Source organism: Streptomyces sp. CBMA156 (genome assembly GCF_014596515.1).
Classification (GTDB): Bacteria; Actinomycetota; Actinomycetes; order Streptomycetales; family Streptomycetaceae; genus Kitasatospora.
The window spans coordinates 26,271-41,145 of record NZ_MSJQ01000023.1 but is presented as its reverse complement, the minus strand read 5'-3'; the positions used below and the strand labels follow the sequence as shown (position 1 = coordinate 41,145).

Here is a 14,875-nt window from a genome sequence, read left to right as displayed (position 1 = left end):
CACCGCGTCGGCCCGGTAGGAGTTCCCGCGGGCCGCGCGGCCGAGCTCCTCGCCGACGAGCACCCCGGCCGTCAGGCCGAGACCGAGGCCGCCGGCGGCGGCCGGCCGTTCGAAGGCGGCCGCGTCCAGCGCGTCGAGCACCGGCCGGGTCGGGCCGCAGGCCCCGTCGGCCACCGGCGCGCCGTGGATCCCGTCCAGGGCGGGGAGGCCGTCCAGGCCGGTGCGCAGCGCCCTGCGCAGCTGGATGAAGAGCGGGTCGGGGGTGAGGTCCATGTCAGTGCTCCTGCGGTCCGATGGAGTCGAACGCGGCGGCCGTGATCTGGAGCATCACCTCGGAGGTGCCGGCCGACAGCGTGAGCCCCGGCGCCTCCCGGAAGGCCGAGTCCAGGGTCTGCGCCGCTCGGGTGCGGTCGGCCCGCTGCTCAGGGGTGGGGACGCCGGCGGCCCAGGCCGCGACGCTCTGGGCGAGTTCGCTGCTGTGGTACTTCGCGACGGCGGCCGCGACCTGGTCGACCCGGTCCGCCGCCAGGCCGGTGAGCACCTCCCAGGCGAGGACGTGGTCGGCGGTGAGCGCGCCGTACCAGCGCCCGATCCGTTCGAGGTCCGCGTCGTGCGGGTCGTCCGCCCCGCCGTCGGCCAGGGCCTCCAGCGCGGCCTCCAGCCAGTGTTCGGCCTTGAGGTAGTAGTCGAGGCCGGTGCGCTCGATGGCCAGCGCCTGGTTGAGCAGCGGCCACCCCTCGTCGCGCGGCCCGAGGAGGGCGTCGCCCGGCACCGCGACCGCGTCCAGGTCGATCCGGTGGAAGTGCTCGTCGCCGATGCCGGGGATGACCGACACCGCGACGCCGGGAGCGGACATGTCGACCAGGAACAGGCTGATCCCCTGGTACTTCCCCGCGCCCGGCGTCGTGCGGGCCGCGCACAGGCCGAGGTCGACGAACCGGGTCTTCAGGCTGAACACCTTGGTGCCCGTGATCCGGTAGCCGTCGCCGTCCGGTTCGGCCACGGCCCGCAGCGCGCCGAGGTCGGACGCCGCGTCCGGCTCGGTGTAGAGCACCGAGGCGAAGCTCTCGCCGCGGGCCAGCGCGGGCAGGTACCGGCGCTTCTGCTCGTCGCTGCCCGCCATCAGCAGGAACTGGCCGACGATCTGGATGGTGTTGACGTGCAGGGTGTCGGGGACGCCCGCGCGCACCAGCTCCTCGGCGACGATCGCCGCGTCGGTGAGCGGACGGCCCGCTCCGCCGTACTCGGCCGGCCAGTGCACGGCGAGCAGTCCCAGCTCCCCGAGCAGGCGGTAGAGCGGGCGCTGGTCCGGCTCGACGCCGTCGGCGCCGGTGGCCGCCGCCGCGGCGGTGCGCACCTCGGGGGAGCGCAGCGTCCTCCGCACCTCCGCGCGGAACCGCTCTTGGTCCTCGGTGAACCCGTACCGCATCTGCGTCTCCTCAAGGGGCGAGCATCTCTTCGATCGCCGCGACGACCCGGTCCAGCGCCGGTTCCGTGAACAGGGTGTAGTGGTCGGCGGGCACGCTCCCGGCCCGGAACGGGCCCGTGCACACCGCCCGCCACTGCTCCTCCATGGCGGGGTGGGGCGAGGCGGTCAGCACCGTGACCGGGCCACCGTACGGGGCCGGCGGGCGGTACTCCTGCATCGACAGGGCGCAGGACCGGAAGGTGGCGAAGCGGGAGTCCAACTCCTGCTCGGTGAGCTCCAGTTCGACGCCGAGCCCGGCCAGGGTCCGGCGGACGGCGGCCACCCCGGCGGCCGGGTCGTCCAGCACCGCGTGCACCGCGGGGCCGGTGCAGCCCGCGAGCCTGGCGACGTCGTGCACGAACCGCTGCCGCACCGTCGGCTCGTCCAGGGGGACGGTGTCCTCGTCGTACGCGGCGTCCAGCAGGACGAGCGGCGGGCGCTGCCCGGTCTCCAGCTCGATCTGCCGGGCGACCTCGAAGGCGAGCACGCCGCCGTAGGACCAGCCGGCCAGGCAGAACGACCCCGGCAGACCGCTCGCGGTCAGGGACCGCGCGATCCTGGCGGCGGTGGCCGCCATCGCGTCCGGTGGAGCGACGGCGGCGTCCAGCGGGTCGGCGGCGAACCCGGCCACCCCGATGTCCGCGCGCAGCGCCCTGGCCAGCGGCATGTAGCAGAACAGCTCGCCGCCGGAGGGGTGCAGCAGGACGACCTGGGCCGGGCCCGACGCGCGCATCACCACCGGTGCCCGGTCGTCCGCCCGCGCGGCCGTCCCGGCGCCGTCCTGCCCGGACAGGCCCGCCAGCGCGTCGAGCGGGTCGCCGTCGTCGCGCCGGGCGGCGCGGTCGGCGTCGATGACGGAGGCCAGGTGCGAGACGGTCGGCGAGGCGAAGAAGTCGCCGAGCGTGATCTCCACCCCGAACCTGCGGCCGATCGCCGACATCAGCTGGACGGCCTGGAGGCTGTTGCCGCCGGCCAGGAAGAAGTCGTCGCGCACGCCGATCCGGCCGCCGCGCAGCAGGGGGGCGAGCACGTCGTCCAGCAGCCGCCGTTCCGTCACGGTGAGCGACTCGTCGCCGGGGCGGTCGTCGGTGCGGCCGCGGTCGGGCGCGGGCAGCCGGCGCCAGTCGACCTTGCCGCTGCTGGTGAGCGGCAGTTCGTCGAGGACCACGAAGTACGACGGGATCATGTACGACGGCAGGCGGGTGCCGAGGTGCTCGCGGACCGCGGGCACCTGCTGCTCGGTGATCCCGGTCAGGTAGCCGACCAGGTACTTGTCCCCGCCGTCGTCGGCGCGGGTCCGCACGCTGACCGGTCCGATGCCGTCGAAGGCGGTCAACGCCGACTCCACCTCGCCCAGTTCGATCCGCAGGCCGCGGATCTTGACCTGCTGGTCGAGCCGGCCGAGGAAGACCAGCCGGCCGTCGGCCAGCCGCTTCACCAGATCGCCGGTCCGGTACAGCCGTCCACCGGGCGCGGTGCCGAACGGGTCGGCGACGAACTTCTCGGCGGTCAGCTCGTCCCGGTCGAGGTAGCCGCGCGCCAGTCCGGCGCCGCCGATCACCAGTTCGCCGGGCACACCGACCGGCACCTGGCGCAGGTCGCGGTCCAGCACGTGCGCCACGTGGTTGGCCATCGGCAGGCCGATCGGCGGCGAGGCGTCCCAGGTGCCGGGGCACTCCTCCACGATCACCGTGACCGTGCACTCGGTCGGCCCGTAGCCGTTGAACAGCCGACGGCCGGGGTTCCACCGGTTCACCAGCTCACCGCTGAACGCCTCGCCGCCGACGAACGCGATCCGCAGGTCGGTGAACTTCTCGGGCGCCAGCAGCGGCATGACGGTCGGGGGCAGGTCGATCACGGTGATGCCGGCCCGCTCCATCAGCGCCTGGAGCCGGTCGACGGACAGCCGTTCGTCGTCGGTCGCCAGGCACAGCCGTGCTCCGGTGAGCAGCGCCGAGAACGTCTCGAAGACGGAGACGTCGAAGGTCACCGAGGCGAACCCGAGCACCCGGTCGGCCGGGGTCAGCTCGAACAGGTCCCGGGTGGAGTCGACGAAGTTGACCACGCCGCGGTGTTCGAGCAGCACGCCCTTCGGCTTGCCGGTGCTGCCCGAGGTGTAGATGACGTACGCGACGTCGTCCGGCCGCGCGGCGAGCGGCGGGTTCCCGCCGGGCATCGCCGCCAGCTCCTCGCGGACGTCGTCCAGCGTCACGACGGGCGCGCCGGCCTCGGCCACGGCCCTGCCGGTCCCGGTGTGCGCGATCACCGCGCGCAGGTCCGCGTCGGAGGCGATCTCCGCGACGCGGGCGGGCGGATGCGCCGGGTCGAGCGGCACGTAGGCCGCGCCGGTCTTGAGCACCGCGAGGATCGCGGTCGGCACGTCCACGGTCCTGTGCAGACAGAGGCCGACCCGCATGCCGGGCCCGACGCCGCGCCCGCGCAGCAGGGCGGCGAGCCGGTTCGCCCGGGTGTTGAGCTCGGCGTAGCCGGTCTCGACGCCGTCGACGAGGACCGCCACGGCGTCCGGAGCCTCCCGGACGCGCGCCTCGAACTCCGCCACGACGGTGGATTCGCGGATCGGCCGCACCGGCCCCCGGCCGACCTCGGCCAGGAACGCCAGGTCCGCCGGGCTCAGCACCTCGGCGGCGGACAACGGGGTGTCCGGGGCGGCGGTCAGGGCGCGCAGCAGCCCGTCGTAGTGCCGGGCGAACCTGGCGACGCTCGCGGCGTCGAACAGGTCGGTGTTGAACTCGACGCGCAGCACGGCGTCGGCGCCGGGAGCGGTCCGCTCCGCCAGGCTCCAGCTCATGTCGAACCGGGAGCCGCGGCCGCGGACGCTCTCGCGCGAGGTCTCGATGCCCGGCAGGGCGGTCGCGAGGTCCGGGGCCTGGTCCTGGTCCGGGTCCGGGTCCGGGGAGGCCACGCCGAACACGATCTGGAAGACGGGGGAGCGGGACGGGTCGAGGACCGGGTCCGCGGCGGCGACCAGCCTGTCGAGGGACAGGCCGCCCCTCTGGTACGCCTCGGACGTCACGCGCCCGACCCGCCGGACCAGTTCGCGGAAGGTCGGGTCGCCGGAGAGGTCCGTGCGCAGCACCCGCAGGTCGGTGAAGGGGCCGACCACCGAGGACACGGCGTCGTGCGGCCGGTCCGGGTCAGGCGAGCCGATCACCAGGTCGTCCAGGCCCGAGTAGCGGTGCAGCAGGGTGAGGAACGCGGCGGTGAGGACATCGGACGGGCTCGCGCCCTCCTCCCCGGCCAGCTTGCCCGCCCGCTGCACGCCCTCGTGCCCGACGGGGAAGCTGTCGGCGCCGCCCGCGAAGGTCCTGGCGTCGCCGCGCGGCCGGTCGGTCGGGAACTCCAGGACCTCGGAGCCGGCCAGCTTCTCCCGCCAGTACGCGGCCGCCGCGTCCAGGTCGGCGGTGCGCCGCCGGGCGCGCTGCCACACCGTGAAGTCGGGGTACTGCACCGGGAGTTCAGGAAGTCGCGGGGCGTCGCCGGCGAGCCGTGAGCGGTAGCACTCGGCGAGGTCGCGGGCCAGCACCTCCCGCGAGCGGGCGTCGCACACCACGTCGGGCAGGTCGAACAGGAAGAGGTGGTCGTCCGGCGCCACCCTGACCAGCAGCGCGCGCCACACCGGCATCCTGGCCGGGTCGAACGGTGCCCCGCTCCGCGCCTCCACCAGGGCCCGCGCGGCGGCGAGCCGCTGCCCGTGGTCCGCGCCCTCGGCCTCGACCAGCGGCAGTTCGACCGGGACCTCGGGCACGACCACCTGCATCGGGCCGCCCTCGCGCTCCACGATCACGGTCCGCAGCGCGTCGTGCCGGGCGACGACCGCGGCCAGCGCGGAGCGCAGCGCCCGCGCGTCCAGGCCGCCCCGCAGGCGCAGGCACAGCGGCATCCCGCCGACCGGGGCGTCCGGTGCCGGGCCGTCGAGGAACCGGAGGGTCTCCTGCGCGGGCGACAGCGGCACAGGCCCGGTGTCGCCGCGCGGCGTCGGGCCCCGCTCCGCCGCGGCGCGCGCCTGCTCCCGCAGCCGGGCGAGGAACCGTGTGCGGCGCTCCGCCGGCAGCGCGGCGAGGCGCTGGGTCAGGTCGGTCACCGCAGGCTCCTCTCGGGCCGGGGCGCCGCGGTCTCCGGGGTGTCCGCGCGCACGGGCAGCTGCGCCAGCTCCGTGACGGCGAGGGTCAGCACGTCGATGCCGCGCAGGTAGTCGGACAGCACGATGTGCTCGTCGTCGGCGTGGTCGAGGCTGCTGTCGCCCGGGCCGTAGGTGGCCATCGGGACGTCCCAGACCTCGGCCAGGGTGTTCATGTCCGAGGTGGCCGTCTTCACCACCAGGCGCGGCTGGGCGTGCAGTCGCCTGACCCCGGACACCAGGGCGCGGACCACCGGGTCGGACCTGCCCACCCGGCAGGCCGCCACCGAGTTCACCACGTCGAGGTCGCCGGCCGTCAGCCGCTCGCGCAGCGCGCCCACCAGGGCGTCGACGTCGAATCCCGGCGGGATGCGGATGCTGAGGTCGGCCGTCGCCGAGGTCATGTCGGCGTTGAGCCGGCAGAGCGTTGCGCCCGGCTGGGCGAACACGCCGTGGCTCGCGTCCGGGCCGAGCAGGTCGACCAGCGCGTCCCAGCAGGCGACGGCCAGTTCGGAGGCCTTCGGCGCCGGGTTGCTCGGGTGGGTGGCGGGGCACTTGACGGTGTAGCGCAGGTCGAGCTTGCCCTTGTAGCCGAGCACCACGCTCGACCAGCCGCTGGGTTCGCCGATGACCAGCGCGTCCGGCCGCTGGTGGGCGGCCCGGATCGCCATCGCGCCCCGGGAGCGCGGGGTCTCCTCCTCGACGACGCCGATCACCACCAGTCGGCCGGCGAAGTCCACCGCGCCGGCCGCGGCGCAGATCATCGCGGCGAGCGGGCCCTTGGCGTCCACCGCGCCGCGGCCGTACAGCCGGCCGTCCTCGGAGCGGACCCGGACCTGGCCCGAGACGGTGTCCATGTGCCCCAGCAGCATGACGGTCGGGCCCTCACCGCGTTCGATGACGCCGATGACGTTGCCCACGCCGTCGATGTGGGTCAGGAAGCCCAGGTCCGTCATCGCCTCGGCCAGGTAGTCGGCCAGCGCGCGCTCCTGGTAGGACGTGGAGGGGATCTCCAGCATGTTGCGCAGCAGTCCGACGGCGTACGTCTCGGTGACGCTGCCGGAGGATGTGAACGCCCAGTTCATCGTTGCGCTCGCTCCAGTAGGTGGTCGACGATGTGGTCCGCGACGTCGACCCGGTCGCCGAGCGCGGATTGGAAACCGGAGAACTCGACCCGGTGGTTGACCTCCAGCACCAGCAGCCGGCCGTCCCGGTCCTCGATCAGGTCGACACCGGCGATGTCCGCGCCGACGGAGGAGGCGGCGGCGAGCGAGAGCTTGGTGATCTCCGCCGTCGCCTCGCACGGCCGGGTCTGCCCGCCGAGGGCCACGTTGGTGCGCAGGGCCTCACCGCTCCGGTAGACGGCCCCCAGCACCTCGCCGCCGACCACGATCACCCGGATGTCCCGGTCGGGCTTGTCGATCAGCTCCTGCACGTACCCGAGGTGCGACTGCGGGCCCGGCAGCGCGGCGACGTACTCGAGCACGGCCTCCGCGGTGGCCCGGTCGGCCAGCGGGACCACCAGCCGGCCCCAGGAGCCGACCAGCGGTTTGATCAGGGCCGGGTAGCCGATGGAGTCCAGGGCCTCCAGCGTGGCCTGCGGCGTGAGGCCGAGCGCGGTGCGCGGAGTCGGCACCCCGGCCGTCAGGAAGGCCAGGGTGGTGCGCCACTTGTCGCCGCAGACCTCGGTGGCGTCCGGGCTGTTGACCACCTCGACGCCCGCGGCGTCGAGGCAGCGGGCCGCGTACTCGGCGCGGACCTGGCCGATCTCCCGGTTCAGCGCGAGCCCCCAGGGCAGGCCGTGCTGCCCGGCCGGGAACCACTGCCGGCGGGTGTCGACGTGCTCGAAGGGGACGCCGCGCCGGTCGAAGGCGTCGAACAGCCGTTTCTCGTCCGCGCCGATCCTGCTGGCGAGTACCGCGATCCCGCGGTCCCCCGGGCGCTCTGTCGCTGACACGTGACCTCCGTATTAGGGGCACTGATTGACCGGACGGTACAACCGGCCTGACGCGTGAATAGGAAACTACGAGCAGGCCGGCCCCGGGCGCGTCCGCGACAAGTTCAGGCCAGGGGACGCACCGTGATGACTTTCACCGCCGGCGACTGCGAAGTCTGCTTACCCGGGTCCGGTCGCACCCGTGCCACGCTGGACCGGATTCGCATACCTGCCGCATTGACCGGTGCGCGCTTTTCGTTCGGCTGCGTCCAGCCGCGTCGGAGACGAGGGGGAAATCGTGGGACACACATCGGACCGGATACCGGTGCTCGCATTGTGGAGCGCGCCGCGCTGCCGATCCACCGCGTTCGCGCGGATGATGACGGAACGGGACGACCGCGTCGTCGTGCACGAGCCGTTCTCCCGGGTGGTCGACTTCGGCGAGGTGGAGGTCGGCGACCGGGTCGCGCACACCGAGCAGGACGTGCTCGCGCGGCTGCGCGCCATCGCGGCGGAGAAGCCGGTGTTCTTCAAGGACACCACGGACTTCCACTACCCGGCGCTGCTCGCCGACGAGGACTTCCTCGCGGCCGCGACCCACACCTTCATCATCCGGCACCCGGCCGAGGCCATCGCGTCGCACCACGCGCTCAACCCGGACCTCGGCCGCGACGAGATCGGCTTCGCCCGGCTGTACGAGATCTTCACCGCCGTGCAGAACGCCACCGGGACCACGCCGGTCGTGGTCGACTCCGACGACCTGCTCGACCGGCCGGCCGAGACCGTGCGGGCGTACTGCGCGGCGGTGGGCATCCCCTTCGTCCCGGAGGCGCTGAACTGGGGGGCGGGGATGCGGTCGGAGTGGCGGACGACCAGCAAGTGGCACCAGTCGACCAGCGAGACCACCGGTTTCGCGCGCGGCCGCAGCGACGGCGCCGAGAAGGTCGCCGCGGACCCGGTGCTGCGGGCCCACCGCGACTTCCACCTGCCGTACTACGAGAAGCTGCGCGCCGCCGCGATCCGGCCCTAAGGCCGAGAAGCCGAGAGGCCGTGAGGCCGTGAAGGTGCGAAGTCGTGAATCCGGGAGCGGCCGGCCGGAATACCCGGCGGGACCGCCCGTCGGCCGTCCCGGTCCGGCGGCCGGGACATTCGAAGGCAATCGCGGGACGGACGGACACCGCGAGCCAGTCATCCAGTGCGGAATGCAAAAAGGCTTTCCAGTGAGGTGGGTCACTTGACGGGCATTTCGGTGTCCTCCGCCCGAGCCGGACTGTGCGAACCGGTCGACATATCCGGCCATCGCAACAACACGGCCATCTCCGCGGCGACGGAGACCAGGGCGGGGAAATTCAATGTGTGGGGAAACTCGTTCGCCGCCGAGTACCTGCCGGAGGGCAAGAGCCTCGTCCACGTGGACGGAGTCCCCTTCGAGTTCCCTCCGGTCTGCGAAGGACCGGACAACGTCCGCTGCGCCGGACAGTTCATCCGCGTCCCCGAGGGCCGCTACGACTGGGTGCACGTCCTGGCCGCGTCCGAACGGCGCTGCGAGGACACCGTCGAGCTGAACTTCGCCGACGGCTCGGTCGACGCGGAACCGCTGCGGATCTCCGACTTCTGGGCGGCGCCCGCGTGGTTCGGCGAGGTCAAGGCGTTCGAGAGCCTCGTCATGCACTACCCGCACCACGTGCAGCGGGGCGTTGCCGCGGTCATGTGGGCGCAGCGCGTGCCGGTCACCCGGCGGGCCGGCCTGACCGGCATCCTGCTGCCCCGCAACGTCGCGGTGCACGTCTTCGCGGTCACCCTCCAGCGGACGGAGCCCTGACATGACCGTCGAAGCGACGGCCCGGACGTACCACATCACCGGCCCCGAACCGGAGTTGTGGTACCGCGACCTGGTCAGCTGCCTCCAGGCCACCTTCGGCTCGCTCCTGATCCGGGAGGGCGCCGACCCGCTGGCCGTGCTCGGGGCGAGCTGGCGGTTCCTGCACCTGCCGGGGGACGTCAGGTCCGAGGAGTTCTACTACCCGTGCCCCGACCAGGAGTCCGGCGGCCCCGACCTCGGCGCCGCCCTGGCGCCGCACCACGGACTGCACTCGCGCTGGTGGCAGCCCGCCGACGAGAACGACGTCTGGCGGGAGGTGCGCGAGTCGCTGGCCGACAACCGGCCGGTCATCGCCGCCGTGGACAACTTCCACCTGCCGTTCCGGCCCGCGTACGGCGACGTGCACGCCGCCCACCTGGTGGTGGTCTACGGCCTGGACGAGACCCGCGGGGTGGTGTACGTCTCGGACGCGATGCCGCCGGCCTTCCGCGGCGCCGTCCCGATCGAGGAGTTCCTGCGCAGCTGGGGCTCGGCGAACCCGACCGACGTCCAGGACGCGTTCTTCAGCGACTCGCGGATCGGCCGGCGCTGCCTCGACGTCCGCCTCGACGCCCCGCCCGCGCCGCTGACCCCCGAACTGCTCGGCGGCTTCCTGCGCACCGACGTCGAGGGCTTCACCACGGCCGGCCCGGCCCGTACCGGCCTCGCCGGGTACGACGAGTTCGCCGCGGAACTCCTCGACCGCTGCCGGGCCGGGGACGCCGGCGCGCTGCGCGAGCTGTACCCGTTCGGCTGGGGCATGCAGGCGCAGGCCTCGCTGCACGGCGAACTGCTGCGCCGCTGCGGCCGGCAGTGGGACGACCCGGCGCTCGCCGGCGCCGGACGGGCCGTCGAGGCCGTCGCGCACGCGTGGACCGGGCTGCGGTTCACCGGCGCGCACGGCCTCCAGGACCCCCGTGCGGCCGCAGCCGACATCGCGCACCACGCCACGGTGCTGCGCGGCGCGTACGCGCGTGCGGTCGACGCCGTCGGCGCCGTGGCGGCGCGACTGTGACCGCCCGCAGTTCGACCACCGTGACGCTCTGGACGGGAGAATGATGAGCAAGCTGGCAGCATTGGGCGGTACCGCGGCCGTGCCGAGGGAGCGGCGCCGGGTGGAGTGGCCGCTGATCGAGGACGAGGACCGCAAGGCCGTCCTCGACGCGCTCGACGGCCCGCGGCTGGTGTCTGACACGGACGGCGTGAACGCCGTCTCCATCCTGGAGGAGAGCTGGGCCCGGCGCTTCGGCTTCGGGCACTGCGTGGCGGTGTCCAACGGCACCGCGGCCCTGTCCCTCGCGCTGGCCGCGCTCGGCATCGGGCCCGGGGACGAGGTGATCGTGCCCGCGCTCAGCTTCATCGCCACCGGGCTCGCCCCGGTCCACCAGATGGCCGTGCCCGTGTTCGCCGACATCGACCCGGTCACCTTCAACATCGATCCGGACGACATCGAGCGCCGGATCACCGACCGGACCAGGGCGATCATCCCCGTGCACCTGCACGGCGCGCCCGCCGACATGGACCGGATCACCGGGATCGCGGCCAGGCACGACCTCAAGGTGGTCGAGGACGCCGCCCAGGCGCCCGGGGCGACCCACCGCGGGCGGCCGGTCGGCGGGATCGGCGACGCGGGCTCGTTCAGCCTCCAGGTCAGCAAGAACATCCCGACCTGCGGCGAGGGCGGCCTGCTGGTCACCGGCGACGACGAGCTGGCCGGGGCGATGCGCCGGGGCCGGCAGTTCGGCGAGGTGATCGAGGCCGGCCGCGAGCGCGACTACGTCTCGTACGGCCTGGGCTGGAACCACAAGATGAACGCCCTCCAGGCCGCGTTCACCGTCGCGCAGCTCGCCCGGTTCGACGAGTACGAGCGCGCGCGGCAGCGGAACATCACCGGGTTCCTCGCGCGGCTCGCGAAGCTGCCGGGGCTCCAGGTGCCGACCGCGCTCCCCGACACCACCCACGCCTGGCACATCCTGCGGTTCCGGTTCGACCCGGCCGCGTTCGGTCTGGACGGGGTGCGGCCGGAGGCCCTGCGCTCGACCGTGCGGCGGCTGCTGCGCGCCGAGGGCGTGCCGATGTCGCAGTACCAGCTCATGCCGCTGCCCGACCAGAAGGTGTTCGTGGACCGCGTCGGCTTCGGCTCGGGCCACCCGTGGGCCGTGACCGGCGCGCCCGGCACGGTCGCGGGGGAGGACTACCCGGTGACCCGCGCGGTCATCGCCGACTCCCTGACCATCCAGAAGCGCCACCTCCACCCGGGTTCGGGGGACCTGCTCGCCCTGTACGCGGACGCCTTCGAGAAGGTGTGGCAGAACCTCGACATGGTGGCCACGCTCGCGAAGGCGGCGTCGTGACCACGGGTCAGCTCCTGGAGCGGGACTCGCTGGAGGCGGTCGCCGCCCGCATCCGCGCGCACGTCGTCGACATGTGCGCGGGCCCCGAGGGCGGTCACCTCGGCGGCGCGTTCTCCTGCGCCGACGTGCTCACCGCGCTGTACTTCTCGGTGCTGAACGTGGACCCGGAGCGGCCGGACGACCCGGACCGCGACCGCTTCCTGCTCAGCAAGGGCCACGCCGCCGTCGGCCTCTACGCGACGCTGGCCGAACGGGGCTTCTTCCCGGTCGCGGAACTCGCCGGATACGGCCGCCCCGGCAGCAGGCTGATGGGCCATCCGGTCCGGGCGGTGCCCGGCGTGGAGCTGCCGACCGGATCGCTCGGCCACGGCCTCGCGCTGGGCTGCGGCTTCGCGCTGGCCGCCCGCTACGCCGGCCGCGCCTCGCGCAGCTTCGTGCTGCTCGGCGACGGCGAGCTCCAGGAGGGCTCGGTGTGGGAGGCGGCCATCGCGGCCGCGTCGCTGCGGCTGGACCGGCTGGTCGCCGTGGTGGACCGCAACGGACTGCAGCTGACCGGCGCCACCGACGGCATCGCGCCGATGGAGCCGCTGGCCGACCGCTGGCGCAGCTTCGGCTGGGCGGTCCGTGACGTGGACGGGCACGACCCGGCCGCACTGGCGGAACACCTCGCCGCCGCCCCGTGGGAGCCGGGCAGGCCGAGCGTGCTGATCACCCGCACGGTCAAGGGCCAGGGGCTCCCGTTCCTCGCCGGCCGCAGCGCCAGCCACTACGTGACGCTGTCGCCGCGCAACCACGCGCGGGCGATCCGCGCCCTGCAGGCCACGGAGGCCGCCGAATGAGCCGTGCGACCCGCGAGGCCTACCGGGACAGGCTGCTCGCCCTGCTGGGCGGGCACCCCGAGCTGATGTGCCTCGATTCCGACACCGGCCTGTTCAGCGCCGAGCACGCCGCCGCGGCCGGCGACCAGTACCTCAACCTCGGCATCGCCGAGCACAACCTGATGGGCATCGCGGCCGGGATGGCCGCGTCCGGGCGGATGCCGTTCGTCAACACGATGGCCGCCTTCGCCACGTCCAGGGCCCTGGAACCGATCAAGATCGACATCGCCTACAACAAGCTGCCGGTCCGCATCGCGGCCACCCACGGCGGCCTGGCCGCGGGCCACCTCGGCCCGACCCACCAGGCCCTGGAGGACCTCGCCGTGATGCGGGTCCTGCCCGGGATGACCGTGGTGGTCCCGGCCGACGCCGCCGCCACGGAGGCGTTCGTCGAGCAGAGCCTGGAGCTGGCGGGACCGCTCTACCTCCGGCTCGGCCGCAAGCCGTCCCCGGCGCTGCCCGCCGCCCCGCCGCCGGTCATCGGGAAGGCGCAGACGCTGCGGCAGGGCGGCGACGTGGTGCTCGCGAGCTGCGGCCCGTACCCGGTGCTCGCCTGCCTCGCCGCGGCGGAGCTCCTCGCCGGGCAGGGCATCGAGGCGACCGTGCTGAACATGCACACGCTGCGGCCGTTCGACACGCGGACGCTGGTGGCCGCCGTCCGGCCGGCCTCGCTCGTGGTGACCCTCGAAGAGCACTGGTGCAGCGGCGGCCTGGGCGGCGCGGTGGCCGAGGCGGTGGCCGAGGAGGCGCCCACCCGGGTGCTGAGGCTGGGCATGCCGGACCGGTTCGTCGACGAGGTCGGCAACCAGGAACACCTGGTCGCGCACTACGGCCTCACCGCGGAGCGGGTGGTGCGGACCGTCCGCACCGCCCTCGACGCGGCGGCCCGCGCCGGGCGGACCGAGCGAGTGGACGTCACCGCGTGACCACGGCACGGGAGTCGGGGCCCGTCACGACCGAGCTGCCACCGTCGTCGCACGTCGTCGTGGTCAACCGCTGGGGTGAGCGGTACGCGGAGTACGCCGGCTACATCGACCACCGGTACCACCGGGTGACGTACGTGAGCACCGAGGTCGGGCTCGCCTCGGTGCCCGGGTCGGCGGCCGGCGTCGCCGTGGTGAAGGCCACCGACGACCTGCCCGAGGTCACCGCGGCCGTCGAGGACCTGGTCCGGCGGTACGGGCGACCCGAGCGGATCGTCGCGCTCAAGGAGGACGACCTCCTGGCCGGGGCCGCGCTGCGCGAGCGGTGGCAGGTTCCCGGGCCGCGGACCGACCAGCTGCTGCCGTTCCGGGACAAGCTGGTGATGGTCGCCAAGGTCGCCGCGGCGGGCCTGTCCGTCCCGGACTTCGCCCCGGCCCCGGACGCCGGCAGCGTGCTGTCCTTCGCACGGGTCCACGGGTGGCCGGTGGTCGTCAAACCGACGATCGGCAGCTCCAGTTCGGGCGTCGTCCGGATCGACACGCCCGAGGAGCTGGACGGACTGAGCTTCGACGACGGGCCGTACCTGGTCCAGACGTTCGACCCGAACCCGATCTTCCACGTCGACGGTTCCAGCGACGGCGACACGGTGTCCGTCGTCCGGGCATCCCGTTACCTCAACAACTGCATGGACTTCCGCGGCGGCACCGTCCTGGGCTCCGTCGAGGAGAGCGATCCGGCGCTGGAGCGGCTCGTCGCCGACTTCGCCGGGCGGGTCCTGCGCGCGCTCACGGACCGGCCCACCGTGTTCCACCTGGAGGTGTTCGTCGACCGTGCGGCGGGGACGTGCACCTTCCTGGAGATCGGCGCCAGGGTCGGGGGAGCGGAGATCCCGCTGCTGTGGCGGGAGGTCCACGGCCTCGACCTGATGGAGGTCGCGTTCCGCAACCAACTCGCCCTGCCCCCGCGGGCGTTGCCCGCGCTGCGCGGCGAGGAGGTCGGCGGCTGGCTGCTCGTCCCCGCCCCGGAGAGCAGGCCGTGCCGGATCACCGCGGTGACGTCCATGCTCGGGCGCTCGCCCGGCCCGTACGCGGAGGTGGTGCTGGAACCCGGCGAGGTGCTGCCGGAGGCCGACTCCTACTACGAGCACGTGGGCGGCAGGTTCCGCTTCCGCGGCGCGTCCACGGCCGCCGTGGAGGAGGCCGTCCAGCGCACCGCGGCGGCGTTCCGGGTGGAGGCGGAGCCGCTGATCCAGGTGTGCTGACCCGTGGACCGGCGCGTGGCCGGTGGCTCAGGGCGTGTCCCGCGGACCCGGAAGG

General features: G+C 73.9%; 11 protein-coding genes and 1 pseudogene. 7 read left to right on the top strand and 5 right to left on the bottom strand.

Going from position 1 to position 14,875, the window contains the following annotated elements; genetic code table 11:
• The 5 genes and pseudogenes from BU198_RS01520 to BU198_RS01500 all read right to left on the bottom strand — a co-directional run.
• Nucleotides 1–273, bottom strand: a pseudogene (locus tag BU198_RS01520) (hypothetical protein); the annotation flags it as partial.
• A gap of 1 nt (nucleotide 274) precedes the next feature.
• Complete coding sequence (locus tag BU198_RS01515; protein ID WP_188294973.1) at nucleotides 275–1,429, bottom strand: acyl-CoA dehydrogenase family protein; 1,155 nt, start codon at nucleotides 1,427–1,429, stop codon at nucleotides 275–277.
• Nucleotides 1,430–1,439: 10 nt separating this feature from the next.
• Nucleotides 1,440–5,570 carry a non-ribosomal peptide synthetase gene (locus tag BU198_RS01510; protein WP_188294972.1) on the bottom strand — a complete coding sequence of 1,377 codons (4,131 nt, stop codon included), beginning with the start codon at nucleotides 5,568–5,570 and terminating at the stop codon, nucleotides 1,440–1,442.
• Nucleotides 5,567–6,691, bottom strand: a complete 1,125-nt coding sequence (locus BU198_RS01505; RefSeq protein WP_188294971.1) for a M20/M25/M40 family metallo-hydrolase — start codon at nucleotides 6,689–6,691, stop codon at nucleotides 5,567–5,569. Before BU198_RS01505 ends, BU198_RS01510 begins: the two co-directional genes overlap by 4 nt.
• Nucleotides 6,688–7,563: a RimK family alpha-L-glutamate ligase gene (locus BU198_RS01500; RefSeq protein WP_188294970.1), complete on the bottom strand. Its 876-nt coding sequence runs from the start codon at nucleotides 7,561–7,563 to the stop codon at nucleotides 6,688–6,690. The genes BU198_RS01505 and BU198_RS01500 overlap by 4 nt, the downstream gene beginning before the upstream one ends.
• Before the next feature lie 223 nt (nucleotides 7,564–7,786).
• Between BU198_RS01500 and BU198_RS01495 the strand changes: the two genes are divergently transcribed.
• From BU198_RS01495 to BU198_RS01465, 7 genes are all read left to right on the top strand, one after another.
• Nucleotides 7,787–8,572 (top strand): sulfotransferase family protein, encoded by a 786-nt coding sequence (locus BU198_RS01495; protein WP_317619909.1) that lies wholly within the window; start codon nucleotides 7,787–7,789, stop codon nucleotides 8,570–8,572.
• 324 nt (nucleotides 8,573–8,896) lie between these two features.
• Nucleotides 8,897–9,364: a hypothetical protein gene (locus tag BU198_RS01490; RefSeq protein ID WP_317619908.1), complete on the top strand. Its 468-nt coding sequence runs from the start codon at nucleotides 8,897–8,899 to the stop codon at nucleotides 9,362–9,364.
• Nucleotide 9,365: 1 nt separating this feature from the next.
• The gene (locus BU198_RS01485; protein WP_188294967.1) at nucleotides 9,366–10,418 is read left to right on the top strand and encodes a BtrH N-terminal domain-containing protein; all 1,053 of its coding nucleotides are present in this window, start codon (nucleotides 9,366–9,368) and stop codon (nucleotides 10,416–10,418) included.
• Between the two features lie 40 nt (nucleotides 10,419–10,458).
• On the top strand, nucleotides 10,459–11,757 hold the full coding sequence (locus tag BU198_RS01480; RefSeq protein ID WP_223243764.1) for a DegT/DnrJ/EryC1/StrS family aminotransferase: 1,299 nt from the start codon (nucleotides 10,459–10,461) through the stop codon (nucleotides 11,755–11,757).
• The gene (locus BU198_RS01475; protein ID WP_188294966.1) at nucleotides 11,754–12,596 is read left to right on the top strand and encodes a transketolase; all 843 of its coding nucleotides are present in this window, start codon (nucleotides 11,754–11,756) and stop codon (nucleotides 12,594–12,596) included. The genes BU198_RS01480 and BU198_RS01475 overlap by 4 nt, the downstream gene beginning before the upstream one ends.
• Entirely contained in the window at nucleotides 12,593–13,561 is a 969-nt protein-coding gene (locus BU198_RS01470; RefSeq protein ID WP_188294965.1) for a transketolase family protein, read from the top strand. The genes BU198_RS01475 and BU198_RS01470 overlap by 4 nt, the downstream gene beginning before the upstream one ends.
• On the top strand, nucleotides 13,558–14,820 hold the full coding sequence (locus tag BU198_RS01465) for a biotin carboxylase (protein ID WP_317619907.1): 1,263 nt from the start codon (nucleotides 13,558–13,560) through the stop codon (nucleotides 14,818–14,820). Before BU198_RS01470 ends, BU198_RS01465 begins: the two co-directional genes overlap by 4 nt.
• Nucleotides 14,821–14,875: the final 55 nt, after the last annotated feature.

Coding starts and splice junctions, on each gene's coding strand:
- BU198_RS01480 (WP_223243764.1), top strand. CDS start 10,459: ATGATGAGCAAGCTGGCAGCATTGGGCGGTACCGCGGCCGTGCCGAGG.
- BU198_RS01515 (WP_188294973.1), bottom strand. CDS start 1,429: ATGCGGTACGGGTTCACCGAGGACCAAGAGCGGTTCCGCGCGGAGGTG.
- BU198_RS01470 (WP_188294965.1), top strand. CDS start 12,593: ATGAGCCGTGCGACCCGCGAGGCCTACCGGGACAGGCTGCTCGCCCTG.
- BU198_RS01485 (WP_188294967.1), top strand. CDS start 9,366: ATGACCGTCGAAGCGACGGCCCGGACGTACCACATCACCGGCCCCGAA.
- BU198_RS01505 (WP_188294971.1), bottom strand. CDS start 6,691: ATGAACTGGGCGTTCACATCCTCCGGCAGCGTCACCGAGACGTACGCC.